26 protein-coding genes are annotated in these 26,583 nt (G+C 68.0%); 12 read left to right on the plus strand and 14 right to left on the minus strand.

From position 1 onward, the window contains the following. Positions 1-18 precede the first annotated feature (18 nt). A complete protein-coding gene (locus GC106_RS11910) occupies positions 19-2,190 on the minus strand; it encodes an alpha-ketoacid dehydrogenase subunit alpha/beta (protein WP_173128342.1) in 2,172 nt (723 codons plus the stop codon). Positions 2,191-2,265: 75 nt separating this feature from the next. Here GC106_RS11910 and GC106_RS11915 point away from each other — a divergent pair, with 75 nt between their 5' ends. Further along, positions 2,266-2,787, plus strand: coding sequence for a VOC family protein (locus GC106_RS11915; protein ID WP_173128345.1), 522 nt, complete (start codon positions 2,266-2,268; stop codon positions 2,785-2,787). 9 nt (positions 2,788-2,796) lie between these two features. After that, the gene (locus tag GC106_RS49270; protein WP_173128348.1) at positions 2,797-3,447 is read left to right on the plus strand and encodes a GntR family transcriptional regulator; all 651 of its coding nucleotides are present in this window, start codon (positions 2,797-2,799) and stop codon (positions 3,445-3,447) included. Here the strand turns inward: GC106_RS49270 and GC106_RS11925 are convergent. Beyond that, positions 3,426-3,587 carry a hypothetical protein gene (locus GC106_RS11925; protein ID WP_173128351.1) on the minus strand — a complete coding sequence of 54 codons (162 nt, stop codon included), beginning with the start codon at positions 3,585-3,587 and terminating at the stop codon, positions 3,426-3,428. The two genes, GC106_RS49270 and GC106_RS11925, sit on opposite strands and share 22 nt — an antisense overlap. Before the next feature lie 114 nt (positions 3,588-3,701). Further along, a complete protein-coding gene (locus GC106_RS11930; RefSeq protein ID WP_173128353.1) occupies positions 3,702-4,253 on the minus strand; it encodes an NADPH-dependent FMN reductase in 552 nt (183 codons plus the stop codon). 210 nt (positions 4,254-4,463) lie between these two features. Between GC106_RS11930 and GC106_RS11935 the strand changes: the two genes are divergently transcribed. After that, positions 4,464-5,078: a hypothetical protein gene (locus tag GC106_RS11935; protein WP_173128357.1), complete on the plus strand. Its 615-nt coding sequence runs from the start codon at positions 4,464-4,466 to the stop codon at positions 5,076-5,078. Between the two features lie 6 nt (positions 5,079-5,084). After that, the gene (locus tag GC106_RS11940; RefSeq protein WP_173128360.1) at positions 5,085-5,381 is read left to right on the plus strand and encodes an antibiotic biosynthesis monooxygenase family protein; all 297 of its coding nucleotides are present in this window, start codon (positions 5,085-5,087) and stop codon (positions 5,379-5,381) included. 219 nt (positions 5,382-5,600) lie between these two features. Here the strand turns inward: GC106_RS11940 and GC106_RS11945 are convergent, their stop codons facing one another. Both GC106_RS11945 and GC106_RS11950 read right to left on the minus strand, forming a co-directional pair. Further along, positions 5,601-6,617 (minus strand): glutathione S-transferase family protein, encoded by a 1,017-nt coding sequence (locus tag GC106_RS11945; protein ID WP_173128363.1) that lies wholly within the window; start codon positions 6,615-6,617, stop codon positions 5,601-5,603. Between the two features lie 3 nt (positions 6,618-6,620). Further along, the gene (locus GC106_RS11950; protein ID WP_173128366.1) at positions 6,621-7,208 is read right to left on the minus strand and encodes a DinB family protein; all 588 of its coding nucleotides are present in this window, start codon (positions 7,206-7,208) and stop codon (positions 6,621-6,623) included. A gap of 380 nt (positions 7,209-7,588) precedes the next feature. Here GC106_RS11950 and GC106_RS11955 point away from each other — a divergent pair, with 380 nt between their 5' ends. The 4 genes from GC106_RS11955 (at position 7,589) to GC106_RS11970 (ending at position 11,460) form a co-directional block, all read left to right on the plus strand. Next, complete coding sequence (locus GC106_RS11955; protein WP_173128369.1) at positions 7,589-8,398, plus strand: mechanosensitive ion channel family protein; 810 nt, start codon at positions 7,589-7,591, stop codon at positions 8,396-8,398. Positions 8,399-8,522: 124 nt separating this feature from the next. Continuing rightward, positions 8,523-8,792: a helix-turn-helix domain-containing protein gene (locus tag GC106_RS11960; protein WP_173128371.1), complete on the plus strand. Its 270-nt coding sequence runs from the start codon at positions 8,523-8,525 to the stop codon at positions 8,790-8,792. Between the two features lie 146 nt (positions 8,793-8,938). Then, positions 8,939-10,321, plus strand: a complete 1,383-nt coding sequence (locus GC106_RS11965) for a hypothetical protein (RefSeq protein ID WP_173128374.1) — start codon at positions 8,939-8,941, stop codon at positions 10,319-10,321. After that, positions 10,321-11,460, plus strand: coding sequence for an ARPP-2 domain-containing protein (locus GC106_RS11970; RefSeq protein WP_173128377.1), 1,140 nt, complete (start codon positions 10,321-10,323; stop codon positions 11,458-11,460). The genes GC106_RS11965 and GC106_RS11970 overlap by 1 nt, the downstream gene beginning before the upstream one ends. Before the next feature lie 112 nt (positions 11,461-11,572). Here GC106_RS11970 and GC106_RS11975 read toward each other — a convergent pair whose 3' ends face one another. The 3 genes from GC106_RS11975 to GC106_RS11985 form a co-directional block, all read right to left on the minus strand. Further along, positions 11,573-14,632 (minus strand): AfsR/SARP family transcriptional regulator, encoded by a 3,060-nt coding sequence (locus GC106_RS11975; protein WP_173128380.1) that lies wholly within the window; start codon positions 14,630-14,632, stop codon positions 11,573-11,575. A 72-nt stretch (positions 14,633-14,704) separates the two neighbouring features. Continuing rightward, the gene (locus tag GC106_RS11980; protein ID WP_173128383.1) at positions 14,705-16,945 is read right to left on the minus strand and encodes a hypothetical protein; all 2,241 of its coding nucleotides are present in this window, start codon (positions 16,943-16,945) and stop codon (positions 14,705-14,707) included. A gap of 194 nt (positions 16,946-17,139) precedes the next feature. Next, a complete protein-coding gene (locus GC106_RS11985) occupies positions 17,140-17,934 on the minus strand; it encodes an inositol monophosphatase family protein (protein ID WP_173128387.1) in 795 nt (264 codons plus the stop codon). Positions 17,935-18,472: 538 nt separating this feature from the next. Here GC106_RS11985 and GC106_RS11990 point away from each other — a divergent pair. Next, positions 18,473-18,886 (plus strand): DUF6210 family protein, encoded by a 414-nt coding sequence (locus GC106_RS11990; RefSeq protein WP_173128390.1) that lies wholly within the window; start codon positions 18,473-18,475, stop codon positions 18,884-18,886. A gap of 160 nt (positions 18,887-19,046) precedes the next feature. Here GC106_RS11990 and GC106_RS11995 read toward each other — a convergent pair whose 3' ends face one another. Next, positions 19,047-19,541 (minus strand): NUDIX domain-containing protein, encoded by a 495-nt coding sequence (locus GC106_RS11995; RefSeq protein ID WP_312872602.1) that lies wholly within the window; start codon positions 19,539-19,541, stop codon positions 19,047-19,049. 118 nt (positions 19,542-19,659) lie between these two features. Continuing rightward, entirely contained in the window at positions 19,660-20,361 is a 702-nt protein-coding gene (locus GC106_RS12000; RefSeq protein ID WP_173128393.1) for a DedA family protein, read from the minus strand. Positions 20,362-20,771: 410 nt separating this feature from the next. Here GC106_RS12000 and GC106_RS12005 point away from each other — a divergent pair, with 410 nt between their 5' ends. Together GC106_RS12005 and GC106_RS12010 are read left to right on the plus strand one after the other, a co-directional pair. Further along, positions 20,772-21,656 carry an aminoglycoside phosphotransferase family protein gene (locus GC106_RS12005; protein WP_312872603.1) on the plus strand — a complete coding sequence of 295 codons (885 nt, stop codon included), beginning with the start codon at positions 20,772-20,774 and terminating at the stop codon, positions 21,654-21,656. A 65-nt stretch (positions 21,657-21,721) separates the two neighbouring features. Continuing rightward, positions 21,722-22,567, plus strand: coding sequence for an NAD-dependent epimerase/dehydratase family protein (locus tag GC106_RS12010; protein WP_173128395.1), 846 nt, complete (start codon positions 21,722-21,724; stop codon positions 22,565-22,567). A gap of 183 nt (positions 22,568-22,750) precedes the next feature. On the opposite strand, the gene GC106_RS12015 is transcribed toward GC106_RS12010, so the two are convergent. The 4 genes from GC106_RS12015 to GC106_RS12030 all read right to left on the minus strand — a co-directional run bounded on the left by GC106_RS12015 (position 22,751) and on the right by GC106_RS12030 (position 25,563). Continuing rightward, entirely contained in the window at positions 22,751-23,203 is a 453-nt protein-coding gene (locus GC106_RS12015; RefSeq protein ID WP_173128398.1) for an SRPBCC family protein, read from the minus strand. Positions 23,204-23,261: 58 nt separating this feature from the next. After that, complete coding sequence (locus GC106_RS12020; protein ID WP_173128401.1) at positions 23,262-23,600, minus strand: ArsR/SmtB family transcription factor; 339 nt, start codon at positions 23,598-23,600, stop codon at positions 23,262-23,264. Continuing rightward, on the minus strand, positions 23,597-24,046 hold the full coding sequence (locus tag GC106_RS12025) for an SRPBCC domain-containing protein (RefSeq protein WP_173128404.1): 450 nt from the start codon (positions 24,044-24,046) through the stop codon (positions 23,597-23,599). The genes GC106_RS12020 and GC106_RS12025 overlap by 4 nt, the downstream gene beginning before the upstream one ends. Before the next feature lie 251 nt (positions 24,047-24,297). Further along, entirely contained in the window at positions 24,298-25,563 is a 1,266-nt protein-coding gene (locus GC106_RS12030) for an alpha/beta hydrolase family protein (protein ID WP_173128406.1), read from the minus strand. Positions 25,564-25,699: 136 nt separating this feature from the next. Here GC106_RS12030 and GC106_RS12035 point away from each other — a divergent pair, with 136 nt between their 5' ends. Continuing rightward, positions 25,700-26,554, plus strand: coding sequence for an extracellular catalytic domain type 1 short-chain-length polyhydroxyalkanoate depolymerase (locus GC106_RS12035; RefSeq protein ID WP_312872604.1), 855 nt, complete (start codon positions 25,700-25,702; stop codon positions 26,552-26,554). Positions 26,555-26,583 lie beyond the last annotated feature (29 nt).

The following is a 26,583-nucleotide window of genomic DNA, read 5'->3' on the forward strand; positions in this document are numbered from 1 at the left end:
GTCGTGTCTCCCTCAGGCTCAGTACGCGGCGATCCGGCGCAACGCGGCGACTACTTCCTCGGTCCGCGCGATCGCCGCGCGCTCGAGGACCTTGCTGACGCTCGGTGACGCCTCGCCGCCGGTGACCCGTTCGACCGGCGCGTCCAGCCAGTCGAACAACCTGCGCTGGATCTCGTCGGCCAGCCGTCCGCCGTAGGAGGTGCCGATCGCGCCCTCCTCCACGATCAGGACCTTGTTGGTCTTCTTGACGCTGCGGTCGATGGTGTCCCAGTCGAGGCTGGCGCGGTCGAGCCACCGCAGGTCGACCAGGTCCGCGCCGATCTGGGGGACCTGCCCGATGGCTTCCAGGCAGTGGCCGACCATCGACAGGTACGAGATGACCGTGACGTCGTCCCCCTCCGAGCGCAGAGCCGCCCTGCCCACCGGTATCCGGTAGTCCAGATCGTCGATCGGCCCGATGCCGGTGGACGTGTACAGGTCGACGTGTTCCAGCACCACCACGGGGTCGTCGCAGGCCAGCGCCGTGTTCATCAGGCCCACGTAGTCGAACGGGGTGGACGGGGCCACGACACGCAGGCCCGCGGCGGTGGTGAGCACCCCGGCCGGGTCCATCGAGTGTTGCGAGCCGTAGCCCGTGCCCGCCGCGAGCTTGCTGCGCAGGACGAACGGAACACTGCCCTGCGCGCCGAACATGTGCCGTGCCTTGGCGATCTGGTTGAACAGCTGGTCCGCGGCGACCCACATGAAGTCGGCGTACATGAACTCCACGACCGGGCGGCAGCGCCCGTCGAAGGCCATCCCGCCGCCGAGTCCGGCGAAGGCGTTCTCGCTGATCGGCGTGCCGAGGACCCGGTCGGGGAACAGCTCCAGCGGCCGTTTCGTGGCCCCGTTCGTGCCGCCGTTGAGCCGGTTGACGTCCTCGCCGAGCACCACGATCCGCTCGTCGGTCGCCATCCGGCGGGCCATCACGTCGCTGACGACGTCGATGAACCTGCACTCCGCCAACCGCCCGGAGAACGTGTCCTGCTCCTCGTACCGGCTGTCCGCCAGCTCCGAGAGGTCACCACGGACGCCCACGTCGACGAAGCCTGGGTCCGGCCACGCGGACTGCTTGATCCGGCGCTTGCCCGCCGGATCGGTCTCGACGAACGAGTCGCCGATCTCGTGCAGCGTCTTGACCACCTCGGTCCGCGCGGCGGCGATCTCGTCGGCCGAGGCCAGTTCGCGCCGGACGACGTGGGACCGCAGCAGGTCCAGCGGATCGCGCTCGCGCCAGGCCTGCTCCTCGTCCTTCGTGCGGTAGCCGAAGGCGCTGCCCGGACAGGGGCCGTTCTGGTGGAAGTACCGGTAGACCTCGGCCTCGATGATCGTCGGGCCGCTCCCGGCGCGCATGTGCTCCAGGGCTTCGTTCATCGCGGCGTGCACGGCCAGTGGATCCATTCCGTCCACCCGCCAGCCGGGGATGGTGAAGCCCAGGCCACGGGCGGCCAGCCGCGGTTCGGCCGTCGACTCGGCCACCGGCGTCGACACCGCGTACAGGTTGTTCTCGATGAAGAAGCACAGCGGCAGCTTCCAGGCGGCGGCGAGGTTGAACGTCTCCAGGACCGAGCCGATGTTCACGGCGCCGTCGCCGAAGTAGGTCACCGTGACCGCGTCGGCGCCGGCCCTGCGCTGGTTGAACGCGAACCCCGCGGCCTGCGGGACGCCACCGCCGACGATCGCGTTGGTGCCCATCGCGCCCGCTTCCCGCCATCGCAGGTGCATCGACCCGCCCCGGCCACGGCAGTACCCCTCGGCCAGGCCGCAGATCTCGGCCAGCGTCCGGCGCAGCACGGTCCGCACGTCGTCGGTCAGCTCCGGCAGGCCGTCGGGCCTGTCCGGCAGGACGTACCCGAACGCCTTGGCCAGGAACTGGTGGTGGCCGCGGTGAGATCCGTTGACGAAGTCGGTACCGCGCAACGGCAGGATCGAGCCGACCGCCCCGCCCTCCTGCCCGATGCTGGCGTGTGCGGGGCCGTGCACCAGACCTTCCCCGGCTAGTTCGAGCACGTACTCCTCGAACGATCGAATCCACGTCGCCTGGGTGAGCAGGCGCAGCAACAAGCCGGGATCGGCGGCGTCCCAGTCGTCCGTCGTCGTGCTGAGCGCGGTCAACGGCGACGCCGGGGCCAGGGCTGCTCGGGTGACCATGGGCCGCTCCAAATGGATCCATTTCGAGGCCGTCCACCAGTACTATGCGAGGTAACGGGCGCGAAAGCAAGCCAAATGGATACATTGGAGGATGCGGTGGCCATCCCGGGACTGAGCCGTGTCGACCACATCGGGCTGACCGTGCCCGACCTGGAGCAGGCCAGGGAGTTCTTCGTCGACGTCCTCGGCTGCGAGTACATGTACTCACTCGGGCCGTACGAGCACGACGGTCACTGGATGAGCGAGCACCTCAACGTGCACGACCGCGCGGTGATGCGGAAGCTCCACTTCTTCCGGCTCGGTGGCCAGGCGATCTTCGAGGTCTTCGAGTACGAGGCGCCGGACCAGAGCACCGAGCCGCCACGCAACAGTGACATCGGTGGCCACCACATCGCGCTCTACGTCGAGGACATGGATGCCGCCGTCGCCGATCTGCACCGCCGCGGCCTGCGCGTTCTCGGCGAGCCGACGGCCAGCAGAGGCCCGAGCGAGGGGCAGCGCTGGGTCTACTTCCTCGCCCCGTGGGGCATGCAGTGTGAGTTAGTGTCCTATCCGAACGGCAAGGCGTTCGACCACAACCCACAGGCCTTCGCGTAAGGGGGAACCGTGTCCGAGGGCGCCGGCGTCGCGAGTCAGCGGATCGCCGACCAGCTGCGGGAACGCATCCTGACCGGCCAGCTGGCGCCCGGCACCCGGATCATCCAGGACGAGCTCGCCGAGGAGCTGCGCACCAGCAGGCTGCCGGTACGGGAGGCGTTGCGGATCGTCGCCTCCCAGGGCCTGATCACGTTGCGCGCCAACCAGGGCGCCTGGGTGACCAGAATGGACATGCGCGAGTGCGACCTGACCTACCGGATGCGTGAACGGCTCGAACCCATGCTGCTCACCGAGTCCGCGCCGCACCTGACCGACGACGACATCGACGAGCTGAGCGAGCTGCAGGACCGGATCGAACGCGGCACGGAGGTCGAGGAGTTCCTGGTGCTGGACCGGCGTCTGCATTGGACGGTCTACAGGCACCACAACGCCGAGGAGCTGGCGTCGATCTGCGCGCGGCTCTGGGACACCACGCAGCACTACCGCCGCGCCTTCACCCGGCTGACCGGGTCACAGCGCGGCTGGATCATCGGTGCCGAGCACCGGCTGCTGATCCAGGCGCTGCGCGACCGTGACCACGTCTCGGCCGAGCAGGTCCTCGAACTGCACATCCGGCGGACCCGGGTCGAACTCTCCCGTCACCCTGAAGTGTTCGGCTGAGAGTCCGGCGGCCTCTTGTGCTCGGTCTCGGCCAGGTATTCGTCCACCTGCTGCGGGGTCGGGTCCACCCCGACCGCGTCGGCGAAGTCCTCGGGGTCCTCGAAGTCGTCGACGTGCGGTTCCTGTTCGGGCTCAGTCATACCGGTGAGATACCCAGCGGTCGCGCCTGTCACGCACTCAGCGGTTGAGGCGCTGGATCACCCTCGGCCGCACGTGGCAAGGGACGCCGGGCCGCGGCGCCCCTTGCCGCGGTGTCACCCGAGATTGCGCTTGATGTGCTCGGTGAAAGCGTTGAGGAACAAGGCGAGGAACTCGGCGGTGGTCTCGTTGGTGACCTCACCGTTCTCGGTGATCAGCCCCTCGGTGTACTGGACGTACGCCTCGGGCTGGCCGAGCACCGGCGAGTTGGTGAACGCCAGGATGCTCTTCAGGTGCTGCTGCGCGACCGCCGTGGAGATCGCGCCGATCGACGCGCCGATCACCGCGGCGGGCTTGCCGTTCAACGAGTTCGAGCCCCACGGCCGGGTCACCCAGTCGATCGCGTTCTTCACCGCGCCCGGAATGGAGCGGTTGTACTCCGGCGTGACGAACAGGATCGCGTCCGCCTCCTCGACCTGCGCCTTGAGCCGCCTGCCGGTCTCGGGATAGTCGTCGTCGAGGTCGTGGTTGTACAGCGGCAGGTCCGCGATCGGGATCTCCACCAGTTCGAGGTCGTGCGGCGCGATCTTCGTCAACGCCTTGGCCAGCCTGCGGTTGATCGAACGCTGCGACAAGCTGCCGACGATGTAACCGACGCGGTACGTCATGAAGGGTCTCCCGAGAACTGACATTGATCGTGATAGTCACCAAACTTGACAATCACAACCCTTCCCCGTGATCACCTAATCCCGGCAGGCATGTCGGCTGCGTCACACCACCAGAGGAGCGCGAAACTTTGCGCACAGCCTCGGCCCCCGGTTGATTTAGTCAAAATTAGTGACTATCTTGAGGGACACCACCGACGAGGGGAACGTGCCATGACCGCGACCACCGACTTGGCCGAACAGTTCGAGCGAGCATGGACCAATCCACGCAACACCGCGATAGATCTCCCACCGGTCGACGTGAACCAGATCCTGCGCGATCATTACGAGGTCGACGGCGACCTGCGCTACACCCGGACCATGCTGTGGGACATGGAGGTCCGCAAGGCCTCACGGCCCGACTTGTTCCTGCCCAACGTCGTCCAACCGGGCAGTGCCGAGAAGTGGGCGACCGCGGACCCCGACGTGTTCACCCGCGTGTCGGCACAGCGCTTGTGGCTCAAGCCGGAGGAGTTCGGTGTCGTCATCGAGCACGTCCAGCTCGACCAGGCGAAGCAGTCCGCCTATTTCATCGGCGTCGCGGAGTACGACACACCGGACGGCCGTCACCTGGTCGCGGACACCCGTCAGCCGCTGTTCCACGTCGAGCACTGGGTCGAGGGTGCCGAGGACCAGCCGGTCAACCGCTGGCGGATCGTGCACGAGACCGACGGGCCGGACCAGGTTCTGACCGACTTCTTCACCGACATGGGCCGCACCGTCCGCTTGCGCGACTTCATCGAGGTACACATCCGCGACGTACTCGGCCACAAGATCACTCCGAGGTAGCGTGACATGACGACGACAGTGGAACTGACCCGCTTCCGGGTGACCCCGGACAACGCCGACCGGCTCCTGGCCAGCCGGCCCGCGATGATCGCGGACTTCAAGGCCGACCGTACGGGCTTCCTCACCGCGCGGCTGGTCCGGCTGCCGAACGACGAATGGCTCGACATCGTCGAGTGGCGCAGCCCCGAGGACTTCGCCGCGTCCCGCGCGAAGGGTGCGAACCTGCCCGGCATCAAGGCGTTCTTCGAAAGCATCGACTCTCTCGTGTCCGCCGAGGAAGGGACGACGGACGAAGGCGCGTGACGTTGCCGCACATGACCTTCCATGCAGGCCTCGCAGGGCCTTCACCGCGCTCCCAGAGTCAGGGCCGGGCGGCGACTCACCGCGGCGCCCGGCGCGGGCAGCCGGTCACCGCCGGACGCCCTGTTCGTCGCCGCGGCACGAGTAATGCCGTCACCGGCGGCCTGCTGTGCGAGTGCGGCGGCCTGCGTAAGCAGTGACCAGCCGTGGTCGAGTTCTTACTCAATGTGCCGGCTTCGCCGTGGACGCTCCTTCGCCAGGGCCAGGCACCCGCTCGGCCTCGATCGGCGGCCGCGGAGGGGTGCCGTCGCCGAAGGGCCTGCCGCCCAGCTCCTCCCTGCCGTGCGGGGTCAGCCAGCCCGACTCGTCCGGCCCCGCCGGGACGATCCCGGTCGGGTTGACCGTCTTGTGCACCACGTAGTAGTGCTCCTTGATCTGCGGGAAGTGGATCGTGTCGCCGAACCCCGGCGTCTGGAACAGGTCCCGCGTGTACGCCCAGAGCACCGGCATCTCGGACAGCTTGTGCCGGTTGCACTTGAAGTGGCCGTGGTAGACCGCGTCGAACCGGACCAACGTGGTGAACAGCCGCACGTCCGCCTCGGTGATCGTGTCGCCGACCAGGTAGCGCCGGCCGGCCAGCCGGTCGGACAGCCAGTCCAGCCGGTCCCACAGCCGGCGGTACGCCTCGTCGTACGCCTCCTGCGAAGTGGCGAAGCCACACTGGTAGACGCCGTTGTTGACGTCCTTGAACACCTTCGACGCCACGTCGTCGATCTCGTCGCGCAGCCGTTCCGGGTACAGCTCAGGCGCGCCGTCACGGTGGTGCGCGGTCCATTCGAGGGACATGTCGATGGTGATCTGAGCGAAGTCGTTGGTCACCACCTGCCCCGTCGGGATGTCCACGATCGCGGGCACGGTGATCCCGCGCGGGTACTCGGGATCACGCTTGAAGAACGCCTCCTGCAGCCGTTCGATGCCCAGCACCGGGTCCTTGCCGCCGGGGTCGAGATCGAAGGTCCAGCTGCGCTCGTCGTGCACCGGCCCGCAGATGCCCATCGACAGCACATCCTCGAGACCAAGCAGCCTGCGTACGATCGCGGCACGGTTGGCCCACGGACACGCACGTGCGATGACCAGGCGATACCGGCCCGGTTCGACGGGATAGCCGTCGCGTCCGTCCGCCGTGATCCGGGTGGTGATGTAGTTCTGGTCGCGCTTGAACTCGCCGTCGTTCGCCATGGCTCAAGTCTCCCAGCGATCAGCCGCGGCGCGCGCGGTGTGATCCAGGCGCTCGCGGTACTCGGCCCACCATGCCCGGTCGTCCGTGGGCAGGTTGGACGTGCGTGCGGTGAGCCCGATCGCGCCGTCGATCGTCTCGCGGACGATGTCGGCGTGCCCGGCGTGCCGGTGTGTCTCGGCGATCATGTGGACGAGCGCCCGGTGCAGGGTGATCTCGGCCTGCTCCGCCGGCCAGTGCGGGACCCGGCCGACCGAGTCGAGTTCGAGCGACTCGATGGTCACGTCCGAGTGTGCCCAGACCTCCCGGTAACGGTCCACGATGTCGGCACGCGATTCGTCCTCGGTCGCCCACATGTCCGCGTTGAGCTCGCCTTCGTACGGCTCGATCGGCAACGGACGGCCGAAGGTCAGCCCGAAGTACCCGATCTCACACCCCGTCACGTGCTTGACCAGGCCGAGCAGGTTCGTGCCGGTCGCGGTCACCGGGCGGCGGATGTCGTACTCGCCGAGCCCGTCCAGTTTCCACAGCAGCGCGTCCCTGGCGGCCTGCAGGTAGCGCCGCAGATGTGCTTTCTCGTCGGTTGTCCTCACTCCAGCAGCATGCCAGTGGGGTACGACAGTTCCAGTCGCGCGGCTCTGCCACGGAACCCTCTTCGCATCACAGCCACGAAGGCGGCGGTGTAGTAGCCGTACCTGGTGGTCGCCGCGTCCCGGGACCCATGGCGGTGCCCCTGATGTGGTGCCGCAACGGGATCCGCTGCGTCTCGGAATCGTTGAAGTAATCCTCCTTCAGTGCCGCGGAATACCGTGCCGCCGGTCCCGTCGCCAGGTCAGAGCACGAATCCGACATGCGTTCACGAAATCGTGGCGATGCCGGGGCGTCGCTCGATCCGGTGAACCGACCGTCCACCTTGGATAGTTCGGCCTGGTCACGGGTATGTGACGTGGGCACAAGCCGAAGGGAGCTGGCCATGCAGTCATGGAATCTGGCGGCGATCGACATTGGCGCGGGTCTCACCGACGCGTGGCGAGCCGTCATCACGTTCGTGCCGAAACTCGTCGCCTTCCTGGTGATCCTGCTGATCGGTGTGATCGTCGCGAAGGTCCTGGCCAAGGCGGCGGACAAGCTGCTCGCCCGAGTCGGGTTCAACAAGATCGCCCAGCGGGGAGCGCTCAAGCAGACGATGGAGCGGTCGAAATACAACGCGTCCGGCATCGTGGCCAAGCTCGTCTACTACGCGATCGTCCTGATCACGCTGCAGATCGCGTTCGGCGTATGGGGCCCCAACCCGGTGTCCGTCCTGCTCACCGACATCGTCAACTGGCTGCCGCGGGCCGTCGTGGCGATCATCATCGTGGTGGTCGCGGCCGCGATCGCCGGTGCGGTCAAGGATCTGATCACCAGCACCATGAGCGGCCTGTCCTACGGGCGGGTGCTGGCCAACATCGCGTCGATCTTCATTCTGGCGCTGGGCGTCATCGCGGCGCTCAACCAGATCGGCGTGGCCACCAGCGTCACCACCCCGGTGCTGATCACCGTCCTCGCCACGATCGGCGGTATCGCGATCGTCGGCGTCGGCGGCGGCCTGATCCGGCCGATGCAACAGCGCTGGGCGAACTGGCTGGACAAGGCCGAGCACGAGATCCCGAAGATGCGGGAGACCGCCGAAAGCCATGGCACCGCGGTCGCCGAGGCGACCCCGGAACGCCCGGTTCAGCAATCCGGCACGGGCAAGTCCGCCAGCCCGCAGTCCTCGTTCCGGCGCCCCGGCAGCGTCTGATTCCCCAGCCCACCCCTCGTGAGTGTTTGTCCGTGTTAGAACACGGACAAACACTCACGAGGGGTTTTGGTCCACATCACCCACTTGAGGTGACTCGCACCCTGATCTGGGTTACCGTTGATCCATGGTGCGGGCTCCCCTGACACCCCAGGAACGGGAACGCGGCAAGCAACTGGCCGCGGTACTGCGTGCGGCACGCGGCTCGATGAGCCTGGTGCAGCTGGCATCGGAGACAGGCTTGTCGCATGAGACGTTGCGCAAGATCGAGGCGGGCCGCATCCCGAGCCCCTCGTTCTTCACGGTCGCCGCGATCGCGGACGCCTTGGACATCTCGCTGGACTACATCGCCTCGCTCTGCTCGGACAGCGACGAGCATTCGCAGCTCCCCGCGTAAACCGATTCGGCGGTGACCACGGCCGCTGGTACTGTTCGCGCGCCGGCCGTGGGACTTCGGTGCGACTTCCGTCAAGGCGCCTTTCCAGCGACACTTCGCTGCTCGTGCCCCCATTCCCCGGCCGGCGCCGGGTACGAGGGGGAACGATGGATCGTGTCACCGCCGAGGACATGCTGATGTTCGTCAACGCGGCGATCACGTCGAGCGGTCAGCGGGAGTTCCACAGCGCCGCGCAGCACCAGCGGCTGTCGCTGGACTTCCTGCACGAGTACATGATCGGGAACTACCGTGACCTGTACGCCGCGGCCTTGGCGCTGGACATCAACGACCACAACGCCACGTTGATCGCGTACCGGCTGCTCGCGACGTCCGGTGACACGGACCTGGAGCAGCGCCGCCTGGAAGGCCGGTTGATCGGCAAGCGGTTGCGTCTCGTGGCGCCGCAACGGGTGTACGGGCTTTTCCGCAGGCTGCGACGGTCGCGTGTGAACAATCGCAGGACCAGGGCCATCATCCGGGACTGGTTGGCGTCCCGGCCTGATCCGGCGTTCGACGCCGTGAAGTACCGCACCACGCTCAAGCAGGCCGTGCGGCACGCCCACCTCACCCCGGCGGGGGAGGAACTCGGGCCGTTCCTGTTCGCTGGCAGAACCCGTTATGACACGCCGATCCTGGAGTCCTGGCGCCGGGCGCACTACGAGCACGCGGCCATCTACGACCTGCCGTACACGGTCGCGGAAGGGTTCGCGGCCAAGCACAAGATCGACCGTGCCACGTTCCTGGAGCGCATCGCGCCCCGGATGACCAGGGTGGAACGGCTGCGGCTGCAGGAATCGGCGAGCCGCAACGACGTCGAAGTCGCCGCCGACCTGTCGGCCATGCCGTTGACACGGCTGGCGTCCTACGTTCTGTCGCTGCCGCTGTCCGTGCGTGCGCAGCGGCGCGACGAGCTGACCGGAGCACTGCGCGCCGCGGCCTCCCGTACGTCAGGGCGTTGGGGACGGGTCGTCGCCGTGCTCGACGACAGCTTTTCCGCGTCCGGGTCGGGGCAGAAGCGCAGGCGCCCGCTGGCCGTCGCACTCGCGTGCCACTACCTGTTCGAGGCGCTGGCGGACCGCTACGTTCCACTGTGGACATCCGGGCGGACCGACGCGCTGATGACGTATCCGTTCGGCGTGACGCCGCTGGGCGAGCGGATTCTCGACGCCTTGGAGCACAGGCCGGACCGGCTGGTGATCGTGTCCGACGGCTGGGACAACGCGCCGGACGGGCTCGCCGCGGAGGTGCTGCGCGTGTGGCGGGCCAGGCTCGACCCGCGGCACGAGGTCGGCATCGTCCACCTCAACCCGGAATACGACGCTGACACCTTCGACGTGAAGCGCCTGGGACACGTCCCCACCGTGGGCGTGCGGGACGCCGAGGACGTGCCCGCCCTGGTGGAGTTCGCCCGGTTCACCGAGGGCCGGACCGGCCTCGCGGAGCTGCGTGCGCACTTCGACGACCGGATCGCCCGGTTCCTGGAGGGATGATGGGTGGCTTCGACCTGACCGGCCTGTCGGTCCGGCCTTCCCAGGTGTGGGGCGGTGTCCGGCTCGTTCCCCTGGTCCGCGCCGAACCGATCCGCACGCTGCGGCTGCACGCCGAGGTCTACCGCTCCTTCGGCGTGGTGGACGTCGATCACCGGACCACGTACCTGTCCTACATCCCGCATGGGTTTGTGGCGACGTGGACTCGTGACGGCACGCCTGCGGCGGCGTACGGCACCGAAATCGCCGAGACCCCGTCGTCGTGCATGCCGCTGCGTTTCCATCGGCGGATGGCCCGGCGTACCGACAAGAACCGGCTGCGTTTCCTCCCGATGCACCTGGCGATGGAGGGATACCTGGCCCTGCACTTCGGCGGCCCGCGGATCGTCTGGGAGGAATGGTCGCAACGCGCCGTGCGGCACGGGCTTTCACCCCGCGTCGAACAGGCTTACACCGGTGCGGCGGTGGACGGTCTGGCGGACGCGTTGCGGATCTTCGAGATCCACCCTGGCCAGTGCGGCGTGCTGGTCTACGTGGCCGATGCCCTCGCCGCCGCGTTCGTCGTACCGCACCCGGACGACTACCGCGCCCTGCATCCCACGCTCATCCAGGACCTGTACGGCGAACTGGTCTACCACTACGCGACGTTCTCCTCGCCAGTGCCGCAGTTCCGGGTACAGCTGGACGACACCTCCATCACCACCCTGGCGGACCTCAGGGCGGAGGCGACCAAGCAACAGTTGGCGTGGCCGGACTTTCACGACTCGGCCATGGCGTCAGGTCTGCTGGACGCCACCTACGACGTGCGCCGTGTGTACCGCATGGGTGACTACACCCTGGCCCGTTTCCTGCCCGGTTTCCGGCTCAAGCAGGAGAACCACATCGGCGAACTGATCACCGACCGGCGCGGGCGCACCGCGTACCTGAAGACGTTCCGGCTGTCGGAGAACCAGATCCGCCGCGGTCATCTGCTGACCCAGCTGGCCGGGCACGACTGGCACCTGCGGGACACCGCGGCCGCCCTCGGGGTGACAGAGGCACAACTGGGCCTGCGGATCGAGTCCGCGGGGTTCGGAGCGCTCCTGCGGGAGGACGTGCTGGCGCGCTACCGGGCCAGTCAGCGAACGCCTCAGTCACGATGACGTCCACCACGCCCGGCGAGAGTCAGCGGTGTGGATGCGCGACACGGCCGGGGCTTGGTGCAGGCCATGCCTCCGCCTGGGCACGTCTGGACTGGCACCACACGTCCCGCGTTCACCTTTCCGCGAGCCGGGCGACCTCCGCGGCCTGGTCCAGGTTTCCCACCTGCACGAAGAGATCGTGGGCGGAACGGAACGCCCGCCGTGCGGCTTCCGGGTCGCTGTCCGCGTACGCCTTGCCGAGGCTGGTCAACGCGATCGCGTGGAACGAGTGCCAGCCGCGCGTGCGCCACAGCGCGACGGACTCCTCCAGGTGCGGGACGGCCTTGGCCGGATTCCCGGCGGCCACCTCGATCGAGCCGAGAATCTCCAGCGCCTCGGCCAGATGATGGCTCATGTTGTACTCACGGCTCAGCGCGACGGCGGTCTCGGCGGTCGGCCGCGCGGCCTCGTCACCGACCCTGAAGTACAGCCGTGCCAACGCCAGCAGTGTCAGCACCTCGGTGTAGTTGTCGCGATAGGACCGTGAGATCGCCAGTGACTCGTCGAGCATCTGTTTGCTGGTGTCGAAATGGCCGAGTGCGTGGTGGCCGATTCCGGCGAACTGCAACGCGGTGGCGTAGCACCGGGCGTTGCCGAGTTCACGGGCACGGTCGAGCGCGTTGTTGGCGTGCCCGATCGCGACCATCACATCGCGGTTCTCGAAGTGGGCCAACGCGAGTGACAGCTCGGCCCTGGCCTGGCCGCCGAGGTGACCGGCCCGGGTCGCGAGCTCCAGCGCCTCGTCGGCCATGGTGATCGCGTCCGGGTAGGCGCCGTTCGCGGTGAGCGACCACGAACACATCAGGGCCGCGTCCGCACTGCCCTGGGGCAGACCGAGTTCGGTGAACATCTCCTTCAACCGGGTGGCTTCGGCGTACTGGCGTGCCATCGCGTCGCCTTCGGTCCGTTCGGCCGCCCATGTGGTGACGTCGATGAGGCCGCGCAGCATGACCGCCTCGCCCAGCGCGTTGCCGCACTCCCGGCAGAGCACCAGCACCTCGGTGTTGAGCGTGATCCAGTCCGTGTACATCCCGCGGACGTCGAAGTACTTCTCCATGCACGCGGCCAGGTCGAACGCCAGGTCAGCCAGCCGGAGCCGGCACGCCTGGCGTACCGCGGCGAGCAACGCGCCGCGTTCGGCGTCGAACCAGTCGGCGGCCCATTCCGGCCGGAAGTCCCGCAGGACGTGGTCCATCCGCGGCCGTGGCGCCGGGCTGCTGATCGGCGCGAAGCACGGGCCGGGGACCGAGGCCGACATCCGGTGCGCGAGGCTGAGCCAGCCGCCCAGCCCCTGCTCCAGCGCACGGGCACGGCTTTCGCCGGTCTCCTCCTCCGCCGCTCGTTCGGCGGCGAACAGCCGGACGAGGTCATGGAACCGATACCGGTACTGGCCGGCGGCATCCGTTCCGGACGTGGTCAGCAACTGCGCGTCCACCAACGCCTCGGCGCACTCGGTGGCCTCGTCGATCGGGCGTTCGAGCACCACGGAAGCGAGCCACGGCGGGAAGTCGGGCGCACTGAACAACCCGAGCAGGCGGAACAACCGGCGCGGCTGGTCGTCCAGCCCGCGGTAGCTCAACGCGAGCGACGCCCGGACTGCCAGATCGCCCGCGGACAACTGGTCCAGCCGACGCCGCTCGTCACCCAGCATCGAAGCCAGGTGCGCCAGGCTCCACGCGGGCCTGGCCGCCAGCCGCGCACCCGCGATCCGCACGGCGAGCGGCAGCCCACCGCACAGGGTGACGATCTCGCTCGCCGCGAACAGTTCACGCGTGACGCGGTCCTCGCCGACGATCTGCGTGAGCAGGTCGACGGCCTCGTCCGCGGCGAACACGTCGAGATCGACGCGGTGTGCGCCTTCCAGCCCGATCAGCCTGGCCCGGCTCGTGACCACCACGGCACACGTCGGAGTTCCCGGCAGCAGCGGCCGTACCTGCTCCTCCGACGCGGCATCGTCGAGCAGGACCAGGATCTTGCGGCCGTTGACCAGAGTCCGGTACGTCTCCACGCGCTCGTCCGGGTCCGCCGGGATCGCACGTTCCGGAACGCCCAGCGCGCGCAGGAACCGGGCCAGGACGTCCGCGGGTTTCGCCGGGTTCGCGTTCGCGCCCTGAAGGTTCGCCCACAGCTGGCCGTCCGGGTACGAGGCGGCCGCGTGGTGCGCGACGTGGACGCTCAACGCGGTCTTGCCGATGCCGCCCATGCCCACGATCGTGGTGACCGGCGACATCGAACCCCAGTCGCCGGTCAGATGCTTGATCAGCGTGGCGATCTCGGTGAGCCTGCCGGTGAAGTCGGGCACCTTCGCCGGCAGCGACGCCGGTGCCGACCAAGCCCTTGCTTGCGTGCTCGTCTGCTGCTCCGGTACCGCGGGCCGGCTGGTCACGAGCAGATCCGGGTCGGCCTCCAGGATGCGCAGGTGGAGCCGCTGGAGCTGCGGGCTGGGCGGCACACCCAGCTCTTCGGCCAACCGGGCGCGCACCCGGTCGTAGCACGTCAACGCCTCGGCCGGCCGGCCTTGCCGGTACAACGCGAGCATCAGCTGCCCGGCGACGCGTTCGTTCATCGGATCGGCTTCGAACGCTCCGGTCACCTCGGTCAGCACCTCGGCATGCAGGCCGCAGCGCAGTTTCAGGTCACGCAGATCGATCTCGGCGGATTCCCGTTCCCGCAACAGTGCCGCGCGCTGCGTGTTGAACCACGGGTTGTCGACGCCGGAGAACGGTTCGCCCCGCCACAACTCCAGAGCCTCGTTGAACAAACCGATCGCGCCGGTGGGTTCGTCGGTGGTCCTGGCGCGGGCCATCAACTGGCGGAAACTGTGCAGGTCCACCGTCGCCGGGTTGACCGCGGCCATGTACCCACCGGGCTGACGCACGATCCGCACGCTCTGTTCGGCGGGCGCCAACGCCTGCCTCAACCGGGAAAGGTAACCGTAGAGCGGAGTCAGGCCGCTGTGCGGCGTGCGGTCACCCCAGATGCGAGCGGCGAGGTCGGTAATGGGTACCAGCCGGTCCGCGTCGACGAGCAACGCGGCCAGGACGTGACGCTGCCGAGCGTGCCCCAAGTCCACCTGATGGCCGTCGACGCGCGCCTCGATCGCGCCGAGCAACCCGAACTCCACTGCCGTCACCGCTCCCCCAGCGCTGGCCCGATACCACCATCCCCGCCGAGAATGTCCCCAGCCTATCCGTAAACGTGCTGATCACGTCAGGTCGTCGAACTGGAGGCCGTGCTCCTTGCGGAACCGGACGAGAAGTCCCCTGGCGACTTGCGGATCGACGGCCATCTGCTGCCGGACGGTCGCCAGCGGTGCCAGTGTGATGGCGCGCAGCGCCTTCCCGTCGAGCGTGTCGGTGAAGACCTCCAGGATCGTGGCGCAGAACAACAGAAAACCGCTGCTCTGTGCCCGCAGCTGGGCGTAGTGCTCGTCGGGTTCGGCGAGGCTCTTGGCCAGTTCCAGCATCTCGCCGGGCGTGGTCGCCGACCGGGCGGCGAGCAGATCGCCCATCAGCCGGGAAATCCCCGGACCGGCCTCCTGGGACCGGGCCATCCCGGCGAAGGCGTGGGATTTCTTCAGAACCTCCTGGCGGACCATCCGCGCGACCACCGCCGAGAGCGGCGGGTTGTACAGGTCGAACGCGGCGTCCAGCATGTCCACGACACAACGCCGCAGATCGCGGGGCAACCCGCCGGAAAGGCAATGGCACAGCAGGATGAACTGTTCGGGCGCGCCGGGCAGGCGCCTGCTGATCCATCGCCTGCTCTCGTCGACGGTGAAGTGGTCCATCCGGATCATCTCGGCGAACGCGCTGTCGAAGGCGTCCCGCACGGCGATGCCGCGCTGTTCGAACGTGGTGAAGGCGTCGTCGGACACCGAGACGAGGAAAAGGCAGCCGGGAACGCCGAAAACGCCCTTGATGTCGTTGACGAACTCGTGTGCCTTCTCCGGCTGGCCGATCTTGTCCAGTTCGTCGATGGCGATCACGATCCGGTCGATCACCTCGGCCGCGACGAGGGTGGCCGCGGCGGTCCGGGCGAACCGGCGGAACTCCTCGACCACTTCGGGATGGGTCAGCTGTTGTTCCGCGCGCTGGGACTGCCAGGTCCGGCTGGCCTCGCCCTTCAGCGGCGTGCTGATCTTGCCCGACCACCCGGACGTGAACGTCTGCAGGAACCGGATCCGGTCCAGTTGCTGCCGGGCCTGTGTCTTGAGGGTGGTGAGCGGGTCGCGCCTTCGCCTCGTGCTCCTGCGCCACAACCACCTGGCACTGCCCGGCAAGGCGAACACGAGCCGGACGCCGTACAACGCGGCCACCACGCAAGCCACGAGGACGGTGCCGCGCAGGAAGGACCCGCCGAGGAAGACGTCCGGGATCTTTTCCGGAAAGCCGTGCCAGATGGTGGCCGCGGCGCGTTGTAAGTCCGTCAGGAAAGCCGGGATCGTCATGCCCAACAGCTGGCTTCCGCCATAGACGACCGCGGTGATCACCACGGCTGGGCCCAGGATGCCCCGCAGGCGATCCCGGTTGCGGTCCGGCCCGTCCCATTTCGCGAAGGCGCGGACCTCGTCGACCTTGGCGATGACCGCCTTGCACAGCAAGGCATGCAGGTGCAACACGAAGTCGCGCGCCTCGTACCTCGCGGGTGCGGCGGCGACGACCGTCAACGGCGGCGGGGAGTCCGGCGACTGGAACCGGCCGTGCATGATCGACTGGATGGCGGTGGTCTTGCCGGTGCCGCGCTGTCCCGCCAACGCGATGGCGCCGGAAGCCGAGCGCTTGAGCACCCGGCCAAGCCGTTCGGTGGCTTCGGTGACGACGACGTCCGTGTCGTCCTCGATGTACAGGTTGGTCACTTGCCTGGACCGCAACTTGGTGCTGTAGATCCGTTGGCGGCGGCTTTCGATGTGCCGCAGGAGTTCCGGCTGGACCAACGTGACGAGCACGGTGTTCCACCGGTCGCCGAGGCCGTACGTTTCGTCGGAATCGCCTTCCCGCTCGTACACGCCGAGCAGGGCCAGCACGCCGGGTGTCCGCTCGATGGCCACCCTGCAGGAGATCGCCACGGTGGCGATGAAGCCGATCACGACGATGACGTGGTCGATCAGGGCCATGCCGGCCCATGCCGCCCGCATCAGGGAGATGTAGCCGACGCCGAGCGCGAACGCGAACAGCAGCCGCCCGACCTCGGCCAACGTCACCCTGGGCCGCTCGTGGCGGTCGTCGTCGAACGTGTCGAACCGCAGGCCGAGCCACCGCACCTCGTCCTGCTCCATCCGGATGCGCGCCAGGACCGTGTGGTCGTCCAGGATGGCCTGGCCGGCTTCCCTGTCGGTGATGTCCGAGCCTGCCAGCGCCGTGCGGATCTCCGGTTCCGACAGGGCTTCGTAGAGCAGCGCGGACAAGGCCTCCCGTGCCGTGTCCCACTCGCTCTCGTGTTCCATCAGCGGCCCCCTCGTCGACACCCAGGCCGATTTTAGAGGGCACTTTCCTGCTCGTGAGTGGTTATCAGGGTTAGAACCCGGACAAACACTCACGAGGGTCTTTCAGGGCCGCCAGTCCGCTGAGGATGTCCACAAGGGACACAGGGACGTCATCGCGATGGTGCCGCCGAGGCCGAGGACGACCACTCGGCCTGTCATAGCCGGGCTTCGGCCAACCTCTTCATGAGCACATCGTAGAGTCCGGGCGCGACGGCGATCGTGTTGGTCGATTCGGACGTGTGCGGCGTGCCGTCGTAGTCGACGACCATGCCGCCCGCCTCCCGCACCAGGAGCGCGCCCGCCATCGTGTCCCAAGGCATGTTGGACAGGTTGATGGTGGCGTCCAGCTTGCCTTGGGCGACCCAGGCCAGGTCGATCGCCGCGGTGCCGATCATCCTGATCCGCTGGACACGCGCGCCCAGGTCGGTGAGCAACGCGAGCCGGATACGGTTCTTCTCGGTCGAGCCTTCGCCCACCGAGAAGTCCCCGATCGAGATCATGGCGGCGGACTCCTGCACGACCGCGGAGCACCGCATCGGCTCGCCGTTGACGTACGCGCCGTTCTCCGCCCGTGCGGTGTACCAGGTGTCCAGGAACGGCAGGTCGACGGCGGCCAGCCTGGCCTCCGTGCCGTCGACCAGCGCGAGGGACACCGCGCACAACGGGATGCCACGGGCGAAGTTGGCGGTTCCGTCGATCGGGTCGAGGACCCAGTTCAGCAGGCCGCCGCCCGCCCCGGTCTGCCCGTGTTCCTCTCCGAGCATCCCGATCTCGGGCGTCTCCCTGGCGAGGAACTCCCGGACGGCGTCCTCCACCGCGAGGTCGACGTCGGTCACCATGTCCCGGTCGCCCTTCGGGGACACAGTGGACGGTGTCCGCTCCTGGACGATCCGTCGGGCCAACGCGACGGCTCTGGTGGCGACGGGCATGAGTTCGGCGTGATCGGCCATGGATGTTCACCTTCGTCTGGTCGGGTCACGTGGACGACTACTGGCGTGGGTACTGACAGTTCCGTCGAGCACCACGTCGAACGCCCACCGGGCGCGTGCGGTGCCGGGTCCGCGTCTACGCGAGTTCGCGCCGCTGCCGCGAGCACCGTGCCGGCCATGGCGTCGTGTTCCTCTGCCGCACAGGCATCCCCTTCCTCGTCCCGACCTCGACCGTGGTCGCCCGTGGTCACCAACAATAGGGCGTCCACGGCCCACGTGGCCCTGCCGCGAGGCACGCCTTGGTCGCCCGGCGGCGCCGGAATCGTCCCGGCACAGGCGTTTGCGCCGGTCAGCCGGGCCGGAAGCCGTTGTGCAACTCAGATCCACTTCGTCAAGTAACACGTCCGGGATCTCGTGTGGCCCGTCGCTCATCGTAACCGGTCAAGCACAGACGAAGCACTCGCCGTCCGCACCGGATCACGACAACGTCTACAGTGGACTCCGCAGTGGTTCACGGGAGATCGTCGCGGCACCGGGCGAACCCATTACGCTCTGGTCCATGCAGGTACGCGTTGATTTCAACCCGCATGACGCCGTCCCGGAAGTGCTGTGCCTGATCGTGCCGGCACCGACCGGGGTGGTGTACGAGAACCAGTGCGGTGGTCACGCGTGCCTGCGGAAGTCACTGGAGGGCTTCCTCGTCGTGGTCGGCCGGGCGACACCGTTCACCGAATTCTTCGCCAGGTTCGACGGGCGTCCACCGGTCTCCTGGACCGTCGAGGACCTCGACCGGCTCCAGCGCCTGGTCCGGGAGAAGGTCGCCTACTTCGTGCCCGACGGCGACTCCGGCGACTCCGACGTACGCGTCCTGCTGAGTCTCGATTTCGACCGGCTCGACGACCTCACCGAGGCCTGGCTCCCGGTTCGCGCGGGCGACGAGGCCGCTGTGCTCGTGTTCGCCAACTCCGACTAGGCCGTGTTTCAAATGCCCGATCGCGATAGCCGGGCCGGATGCGGCCCCTGACGCCACCGCGGGACCGCCCAAAGACAACCAGTATTCGCGGCGATCCCGCGGCGACGCCAGGAACCGCCCCGATCCCGACTCTCATCGACCGGGACATTCGAAACACGACCTAGGTGATCGGCCGCCCGTGTTCGCAGAGGACCGTCGTACCGAGCTTGACGGCCTCCAGCGCGGCTTCGACCCGGCCCGCGAGCCGCGGGATGAGGCGTTCCCGGGCCGCCGGCAGATCGTAGAAACCCGCTGAGAGGATCTCCCCGTCGGCGAACACCATCGCGTCCACATCGGACTGTGTGAGGACGCCGCCGTCGAACACGAACATGACAGCCTCCGGCCAGTCCCCGTCGGCGTGGATGTAGTCGACGACCAGCAACCTGCCCACCGGCCGCCGCATGCCGAGTTCCTCGGTCAGCTCACGGGACACCGTCGCCCACGGAGACTCGTTCTCGTCGACCGCGCCACCCGGGATCTCCCACTGCTGCTTGTACGACGGCTCCACCAGGAGCACGCGGCCGGTGTCGTCCCGGAACAGCACCCCCGACGCCATCCGCTTCCGGCTCAACCCGGCGACGAACTTCTCCACCGAGAAGGGCTCAGTCTCCGCCACATCGCCAACCCTATACGGCAGGGCGTTTCGTGCGCGGGACGCCGGTGACGGCCAGGCTGTCCGTCCCCGCACGAGAAAGGACGGCGGTCGCCGGCGACCGCCGTCCCTGCCCGGCAGGTCACCTGTCGTGCGGGATCCGCGGCAGCACCTGGGTGGCGTCCGCGTCCTCAGCTTTTCCCTTGTTGCGGTTGCGCAGCCGCATCACGACGAACAGCACGACGGCCAGGACCACCGCGCCGATCACGATCTTCTGGAACACCCCGGCGTACTCGTCGACCAGGTACCAGTTCTCCCCCAGCTGGTAGCCCGCGACGACGAAGATGGTGTTCCAGATCAGGCTGCCCGCCGTGGTCAGCAGCAGGAACTTCACGAAGTTCATCTTCTCGACGCCCGCGGGCAGCGAGATGAAACTGCGGAACAGCGGGATCATCCGGCCGAAGAACACCGCCTTCGTGCCGTGCTTGGCGAACCACTGCTCGGTCTTGTCGAAGTCGGTCACCTTGACCAGCGGGATCTTGCCGACCAGGGCCCTCGTGCGGTCCCGGCCGAGCAACGCGCCCACCAGGTACACGATGATCGCGCCGACGACGGACCCCAACGTGGTCCAGAACAGGGCGCCCGCCAGCGTGAACACGCCCTTGCTCGCGGAGAACCCGGCCAGCGGCAACACCAGTTCGCTGGGGATGGGCGGGAAAAGGTTGTCCAAGCCGACGACGAGTGCCGCACCCACACCGCCGAGGGTGTCCATCAGGTTGACGGCCCAGCCGGCCAATCCGCCGACAGGCTCGTGTGCGCTCTCGGCTAGCAGGTAAACAGACATCAACGCTCTCTTCCGGGAACCTTCTTACACCCACAAGCTTAGGAATGCGCAGACGGCGGCAGAAGGAGGTGTGCCTCCCACTTCACGGCGTCAAACCTCACCGCACCTACTGTGGAAAACCACAATGCAGCCCGTCGACGTCGGCGTACCCGATGCAAGATCCCATGCCAGGGTACCGTGCGCCCGCCCGGGGCCGGTACCGCGGCCCAGAGTGGCCCGGAAGGTAAAATCCGCAGGTCAAGGGCTTGCAAACCGCGTGTCGCGATCAAGGGACACCGCTGGCCACGGATGCGGGTGGCGGTCGGCGGACCGGACGTCGCGGTGCGGTACCGGTGGATCTGTCACACCGTTTCGTGTGGTCCGTTTAATCGTGTGCGACCGAACGGGCGCCCTGGTTATCGTCCGTCGCGATGACGATGCACGCCGATGAAATCCCCACGTCCGTCGCCCTTGTCCGGCGACTGCTGGCCGCACAATTCCCGCAGTGGGCCGATCTGCCGATCTCCCGGGTGACGTCCTCGGGAACGGTGAACGCCCTGTACCGGCTCGGTGAGGACCTGGTGGTGCGCCTGCCGTTGGTCGAACGGGCGGCCGCGGACATCCGGCGCGAGCAGACCTGGTTGCCGCGGTTGGCTCCGTTGCCGGTGGCGACTCCCGTTCCGGTCGGTCAAGGCGTGCCCGGTGCGGGTTATCCGTGTGACTGGTCGGTGCTTCGCTGGATCGAGGGCGAGAACCCGGTCGTCGGTGACATTCCGGGCGTGGCCGAGGACCTCGCGGAGTTCGTCGTGGCCTTGCGGCGGATCGACCCGGGTCCGGGTCCGGCATCCGACCGGGGCGGTCCGCTGTCCCACCGGGATCACGCGACTCGTCAGGCGATCAGCGAGCTGCACGGGATCATCGACACCGATGCGGCCACCGCCGCTTGGGAAGAGGCGTCACGGGCACCGGAATGGTCGTCGCGGCCGGTGTGGACGCACGGCGATCTGGGGCCGGGCAACGTGCTCACCGCGGACGGCGGGCTCCGCGCCGTGATCGACTTCGGCGTGGTCGGCGTCGGCGATCCCGCGGTCGACCTCATTCCGGCATGGAACCTGTTCACCGGCCAGGCCAGGGAGACCTTCCGGTCTGGTGTGGACGTCGACGACGCGACCTGGGCGCGTGGCCGCGGCTGGGCGTTGTCGATCTCACTGATCCAGCTGCCGTACTACCGGGAGACCAATCCGGTGATCGCGGCCAATTCCGTGCACGTGATCGACGAGATCCTCGCGGAGCACCGGTCGCGGTCGACGCCGTAGCGGCCCACGAAATCGAGCCGCGACTGGACCACGGACCGCGCCCGCACGGACCTATGGTCAAGGACATGCGGATCTTCTTGGCCGGTGCATCAGGGGTAATCGGACGGCGGGTGACGGAGTCGCTGGTCGCCCATGGCCATCAGGTCGTCGGGCTCACCCGGCGCCCGTCCCCCGTCCTGGAGAAGCTCGGCGCCCAGGTGGCGATCGCCGACGTCTACGACCGCGCCGCGCTGGCCGACGCGGTCCGCGCGGCCGAGCCGGACGTGGTCATGCACCAGCTGACCGACCTCAGCGCCGGCGACCGGACCGCCAACGCCAAAATCCGGGAGCAGGGCACCCGCAATCTGGCCGACGCGGCTCTCGACGCGGGCGTCCAGCGGATCATCGCCCAGAGCATCTGCTGGGTCTACGAACCAGGGGACAAACCGGCCGCCGAGGACGTGCCCCTCGACCTCGATTCGGACGCTGACCGGCAGAACACCGTGCGCGCCGTGGCCACGCTGGAAACGACCGTACGAGAAGCACCGGAATGGGTCGTCCTGCGCTACGGAATGTTCTACGGTCCCGACACCTGGTACACACCTGGCGGATTCATGGCGCGACTCGCCCACGACGGGCGTTTGCAGGCGACAGCGGACGTGACCAGCTTCGTGCACGTCGACGACGCGGCTTCAGCGGCCGTATCGGCGCTGCACTGGCCGACGGGTGTCGTCAACGTCTGTGACGACGAGCCCGCGACCGGCTACGACTGGACGCCCGTGTTCTGTCAGGCGGTCGGCGCACCTGAACCAGCCCGATCGGACGCTCCGCGGACGGGATGGGCACGTGGCGCCGACAACCGGCGAGCACGTGACTTGGGCTGGACGCCGCAGTGGCCTTCGTGGCGGGACGGTCTTAGCGCTACAAAGTAACCATACGTATTACGGCGGTAATTGGAACGGGTGTGGCCCACCCGCCACAAGGGACTTTCCTGGCGGAAAGAACCCCTTGTGGCGGGAAGGTCCGACCTGGCACCGAAACCCGTGGCGGGCAACGTGATCGCCGTTCACTCGGACGGCCGGTTCCGGCGACGCTTTGCCACCAGGCCATGTCCCTCAGTGCCAGTTGCTGATCCTGACGTCGTCCGGCGCGGGTTCGCCCGCGCCGGTCTCGACCAGCTTCTTCAGGCTCATCAGGAACGTCGCCCACTTGGTGCCGCAGTGGTGCATGAACTCGTTCGGCGCGGCCCAGCCCTCGTGCGCGAACAGCACGATCGTGTACTCGTCCTCCTGCTTCAGGTCGAAGCGGATCCGCGTACCGACCCATTCCCCGGGACCTTCCACGACCTCCCACAGCACGCGCTCGGCCGGTTCAGCCGCCAGGACCTTCATGTCGAAGCCGCTGGGCGGGGGCGCGGCCTCGAAGCGGAACCGGATCACTCCGCCGACTTCGCCGTCGCCCGTCGTGTCACGCGTCCACCAGCCCGCCAGGCCGTCAATCGTGGTCAGTGCGTCGTAGACCTCCTTGGGAGACGCCGTGATCCCGACCCTGTGCAAGATGTCCACCATTTCGATACCCCTCTGTTCATCGCGCCGCCGCGGATACGGCTGCGTCCATCGCGACGGTTCAGCTTTTCCGGGTGCGCTGGATCGTCTCGGCGATGCGCTGGATGCGCCGCAGCCGGGCGTCCCAGGCCGTTCCGACCGACGACAGTTGCGCGACCGCGCGGGCGAGTTGGGCCTCGTCCACCTCGTAGCGGCGTTCACGGCCCGAAGGCGTGGAACGAACCAGACCGGCCCGGTCGAGCACGCCGAGATGTTTGGCGACTGCCTGACGAGTGACCGGCAGTTGCTCACTCAGCCTCGTCGCCGTGCTGCCACCGTCAACCAGCAGCAGGTCGAGCATCCGACGGCGGATGGGGTCACCCACCGCCGACCAGAGCTCGTCGTCGACGGCGGCGTTCATCGCGCCGACGCCAGCCGGCCCACATACGTGACGAGCCTGGGCAGGAAGTGGTCCCAGCCGGCGGTGTGGTCACGGTACGCCTCCTCGAGCACCGCCACCTCCCAGCCCTTCTCCCGGAACCCCTCTTCGGTGAAGCGCAGCAGCGTGCCCGCACCCGACGGGACCAGGTCGAACGTCACCAGCAGCGAGTTACCCGGCGCCGCGGCCGCGCCCTCGTCGGCCACCCACCGGAAGGAGAACCGGCGGGGCGGGACGGCCTCAACCACCGTGAGCGGTTCGACCTTGTCGGCGCCGAACGAGACGGTCCCGGTGGCACCGGGCACCGGCTCGATGTCCGCCTCGTCGGGCCACCATTCCCGCAGGTGTTCCGGCGTGCTGATGACCTGGTAGACCACTTCGGGCGTGGCGTCGACGTGGATCTCCCGCTCGATGCTGCCGTACTCCATCACGTTCTCCTCATCTCGCAACCTTTGGTTGCACATGACTGTAGGGCAGTCGCCCGCCACGCGCAACCATCGGTTGCGATTGAGGTGGTGGCGCGCCTTCACCCGCCGAAGGCGCGGGACGCGGGCCCGTCGATCCGCAGACGAGGCAATCCGCGCCGATTCGGGTAGTTCCGCGCGTTACGTCAGCACTGCGCACAATCGGCATGGCCGAGCGGACCGCTGCTGACAGTTCCGGTGCGGCACCACAGGTCCTAGCCGAGCGAACACTCCGTGGCGAGGTTCGCACCGGCCCGCTTGACAGTCGCCGACGGTGGCGGCTGAACGCCGTTCAACCACCCGTCCAAAGCCGTGAACGCCGTGCGGAAGCATGGACCGATGGGCCGCAACAGGTCCGGGTATGTGTCGTACAGCCCGTCGACGTGGTTGCCGCCCTCGATCCGGTAGTACCGCTGAAGATGCGCACGTCCCTGCCGGGTGATCATCCCTTGGTAGACATCGGAATCACGGCTGATCGGCAACAACGCGTCCACAGTCCCGTGCAGGGTCAGCAAGGGTTTGCCGATACGGCCGGTCAACGAGATGCGGGCGACCGCCCTGTGCACCGCCGCGGGACGCGTCGCGTAATCGTACGAAGCGTCGTCGCCGGTGAACTCCGGGTCCAGTTCGGTACGGTAGATCCGTTGTGTCAGGTCCCAATACACCTGCTTGTGGTACGGCCACAGGAATTCCGATTCGGGCGCGAATCCCGCCGCGCCGATCGTCTCCCGGGAACCGCTTTGGTAGCCGCGGATCGCCGGAGGCAGGAACGTCAGCAGGTTGTCACCTTCGGCGCGCCACAGCGTCCCTTCCCAGTCGACGCCGCCGGCGTACAGCCACGGCACGTTCTCCAACTGCCAGCGTACGAGGTAGCCACCGTTCGACAGGCCGGCGGCGACCGTCCGGGACGGGAGTCGTCCATAGTGGAGTTTGGCGGTCAGCTTCGCCGCGACCGTGAGCTGGGTGACGCGGGTGTTCCACTCCACCAGCGCGTCGCCAGGGCGATGGCCGTCGGTGAAGAAGTCCGCCCCGGTGTTTCCCTTGTCCGTCGCCGCGAAGGCGTAACCGGCGGCCAGCACCTGGTCGGCTATCGCGCGGTCGTTGGCGTACTGGCGTCGCACGCCCGGTGAACCGGACACGACGAGGCCGCCGTTCCACCTCTTCGGCAGGCGGATCACGAACTGGGAGTCGTGGTTCCAGCCGTGGGTCGTGTTGGTCTTCGAGGTGTCCGGGAAGTAGCCGTCGACCTGGACACCGGGCACGGCACCCACGGTGGGCAACCCGGCCGACGTCAGGCCTGCCCAGTCGGCCTGCACGGTGTGGCCGGTGCGCAGGGTGCCGGTCGTGGTCAGATCGTCCAAACAGGACCGCACGACGTGGGCGGCGCCGGGAACGACGACCGGCGCGCAGGTACTCGCGTGCGCGGACGGTGTGGCGAGGGTGGCGAGCAGGACTCCGGTGAGGACCAAGGCTGACCGCATGGCCGGACGGTAGGTCACCTGGTGACGCGGGGGTATCCCGTGCGGCCACACAAATCCCGCCCTGATTGTGGTGGTCCGCACCGTGGGCACGGTCAGTCAGGGGACATACCGTCAGAGTGATGACGGTCACAAGGAGGTGGTCGTGAAAATCCTCATCAGTGCCCTGCTGGCCATGACGTTCCTGGCCACACCGGCGTCGGCGGCGACCGTCCGCCAGATCACCGGATTCGGCAGCAACCCCGGCGCGTTGCGGATGTACGAGTACATCCCCGACGGCCTGGCGCCCGGCCGGCCGGTCGTGGTCGCCCTGCACGGCTGCACCCAGGACGCGACGTACGGCCAGAACGCGGGATGGATCGACCTGGCGGACCGCCTGCGGTTCACCGTGGTCCTGCCCCAGCAAGTCACCGCCAACAACTTCTCCCAGTGCTTCAACTGGTTCCAGTCCCTCGACATCAGACGCGGTTCCGGCGAGGCCGAGTCCATCGCCCAGATGGCACGCCGAGGTGTCGCGGACGCCGGCGCCGACCCACGCCGCGTGTACGTGACCGGCCTGTCCGCAGGCGGCGCGATGACGTCGGTCATACTGGCTGCTTATCCGGACCTGTTCGCGGGCGGCGGCGTTGTCGCCGGGTTGCCTTACGGTTGCGCCGCAACGGTTATCGAGGCGTATACGTGCATGAACCCCGGTAAGGATCTCACCCCGCGTCAATGGGGCGACAAAGTTCGCGCCGCGAGCACGTTCAGCGGGGCACGACCTGGCGTCAACGTCTGGCACGGTGGCGCGGACTACACCGTCGCCTCAGCGAACATGCGTGAACTGTCGGAGCAGTGGACCGACGTCGGAGCGCCGGTGCAGACCCGGTTGATCACGGGCATGGGACACGGTCAGCCCGTCGCCCCGGGCCAAGGTTGTGGCCGCGCCGGCGCGTACATGCTGGATGTCGGCGTGTGCGCCGCAGCCGAGCTGAGCCGGGCCTGGGGGCTTTGACCTCGTGACCCGGCCATGGCCGCCGTCGT

It is taken from the genome of Kibdelosporangium persicum, from assembly GCF_013280595.1.
GTDB lineage: Bacteria > Actinomycetota > Actinomycetes > Mycobacteriales > Pseudonocardiaceae > Kibdelosporangium > Kibdelosporangium persicum.

What these genes read in the sequence shown, in the direction of transcription:
- GC106_RS11925 (WP_173128351.1), bottom strand. Translation starts at nt 3,587, where the DNA reads ATGACTGAGCCCGAACAGGAACCGCACGTCGACGACTTCGAGGACCCC.
- GC106_RS11945 (WP_173128363.1), bottom strand. Translation starts at nt 6,617, where the DNA reads ATGGCGAACGACGGCGAGTTCAAGCGCGACCAGAACTACATCACCACC.
- GC106_RS11955 (WP_173128369.1), top strand. Translation starts at nt 7,589, where the DNA reads ATGCAGTCATGGAATCTGGCGGCGATCGACATTGGCGCGGGTCTCACC.
- GC106_RS11990 (WP_173128390.1), top strand. Translation starts at nt 18,473, where the DNA reads ATGCAGGTACGCGTTGATTTCAACCCGCATGACGCCGTCCCGGAAGTG.
- GC106_RS12015 (WP_173128398.1), bottom strand. Translation starts at nt 23,203, where the DNA reads ATGGTGGACATCTTGCACAGGGTCGGGATCACGGCGTCTCCCAAGGAG.
- GC106_RS11970 (WP_173128377.1), top strand. Translation starts at nt 10,321, where the DNA reads ATGGGTGGCTTCGACCTGACCGGCCTGTCGGTCCGGCCTTCCCAGGTG.
- GC106_RS11935 (WP_173128357.1), top strand. Translation starts at nt 4,464, where the DNA reads ATGACCGCGACCACCGACTTGGCCGAACAGTTCGAGCGAGCATGGACC.
- GC106_RS11940 (WP_173128360.1), top strand. Translation starts at nt 5,085, where the DNA reads ATGACGACGACAGTGGAACTGACCCGCTTCCGGGTGACCCCGGACAAC.
- GC106_RS12010 (WP_173128395.1), top strand. Translation starts at nt 21,722, where the DNA reads ATGCGGATCTTCTTGGCCGGTGCATCAGGGGTAATCGGACGGCGGGTG.
- GC106_RS12030 (WP_173128406.1), bottom strand. Translation starts at nt 25,563, where the DNA reads ATGCGGTCAGCCTTGGTCCTCACCGGAGTCCTGCTCGCCACCCTCGCC.
- GC106_RS12020 (WP_173128401.1), bottom strand. Translation starts at nt 23,600, where the DNA reads ATGAACGCCGCCGTCGACGACGAGCTCTGGTCGGCGGTGGGTGACCCC.
- GC106_RS11915 (WP_173128345.1), top strand. Translation starts at nt 2,266, where the DNA reads ATGGATACATTGGAGGATGCGGTGGCCATCCCGGGACTGAGCCGTGTC.
- GC106_RS11985 (WP_173128387.1), bottom strand. Translation starts at nt 17,934, where the DNA reads ATGGCCGATCACGCCGAACTCATGCCCGTCGCCACCAGAGCCGTCGCG.
- GC106_RS12005 (WP_312872603.1), top strand. Translation starts at nt 20,772, where the DNA reads ATGACGATGCACGCCGATGAAATCCCCACGTCCGTCGCCCTTGTCCGG.
- GC106_RS11965 (WP_173128374.1), top strand. Translation starts at nt 8,939, where the DNA reads ATGGATCGTGTCACCGCCGAGGACATGCTGATGTTCGTCAACGCGGCG.
- GC106_RS12025 (WP_173128404.1), bottom strand. Translation starts at nt 24,046, where the DNA reads ATGGAGTACGGCAGCATCGAGCGGGAGATCCACGTCGACGCCACGCCC.
- GC106_RS12000 (WP_173128393.1), bottom strand. Translation starts at nt 20,361, where the DNA reads ATGTCTGTTTACCTGCTAGCCGAGAGCGCACACGAGCCTGTCGGCGGA.
- GC106_RS11910 (WP_173128342.1), bottom strand. Translation starts at nt 2,190, where the DNA reads ATGGTCACCCGAGCAGCCCTGGCCCCGGCGTCGCCGTTGACCGCGCTC.
- GC106_RS11930 (WP_173128353.1), bottom strand. Translation starts at nt 4,253, where the DNA reads ATGACGTACCGCGTCGGTTACATCGTCGGCAGCTTGTCGCAGCGTTCG.
- GC106_RS11980 (WP_173128383.1), bottom strand. Translation starts at nt 16,945, where the DNA reads ATGGAACACGAGAGCGAGTGGGACACGGCACGGGAGGCCTTGTCCGCG.
- GC106_RS11960 (WP_173128371.1), top strand. Translation starts at nt 8,523, where the DNA reads ATGGTGCGGGCTCCCCTGACACCCCAGGAACGGGAACGCGGCAAGCAA.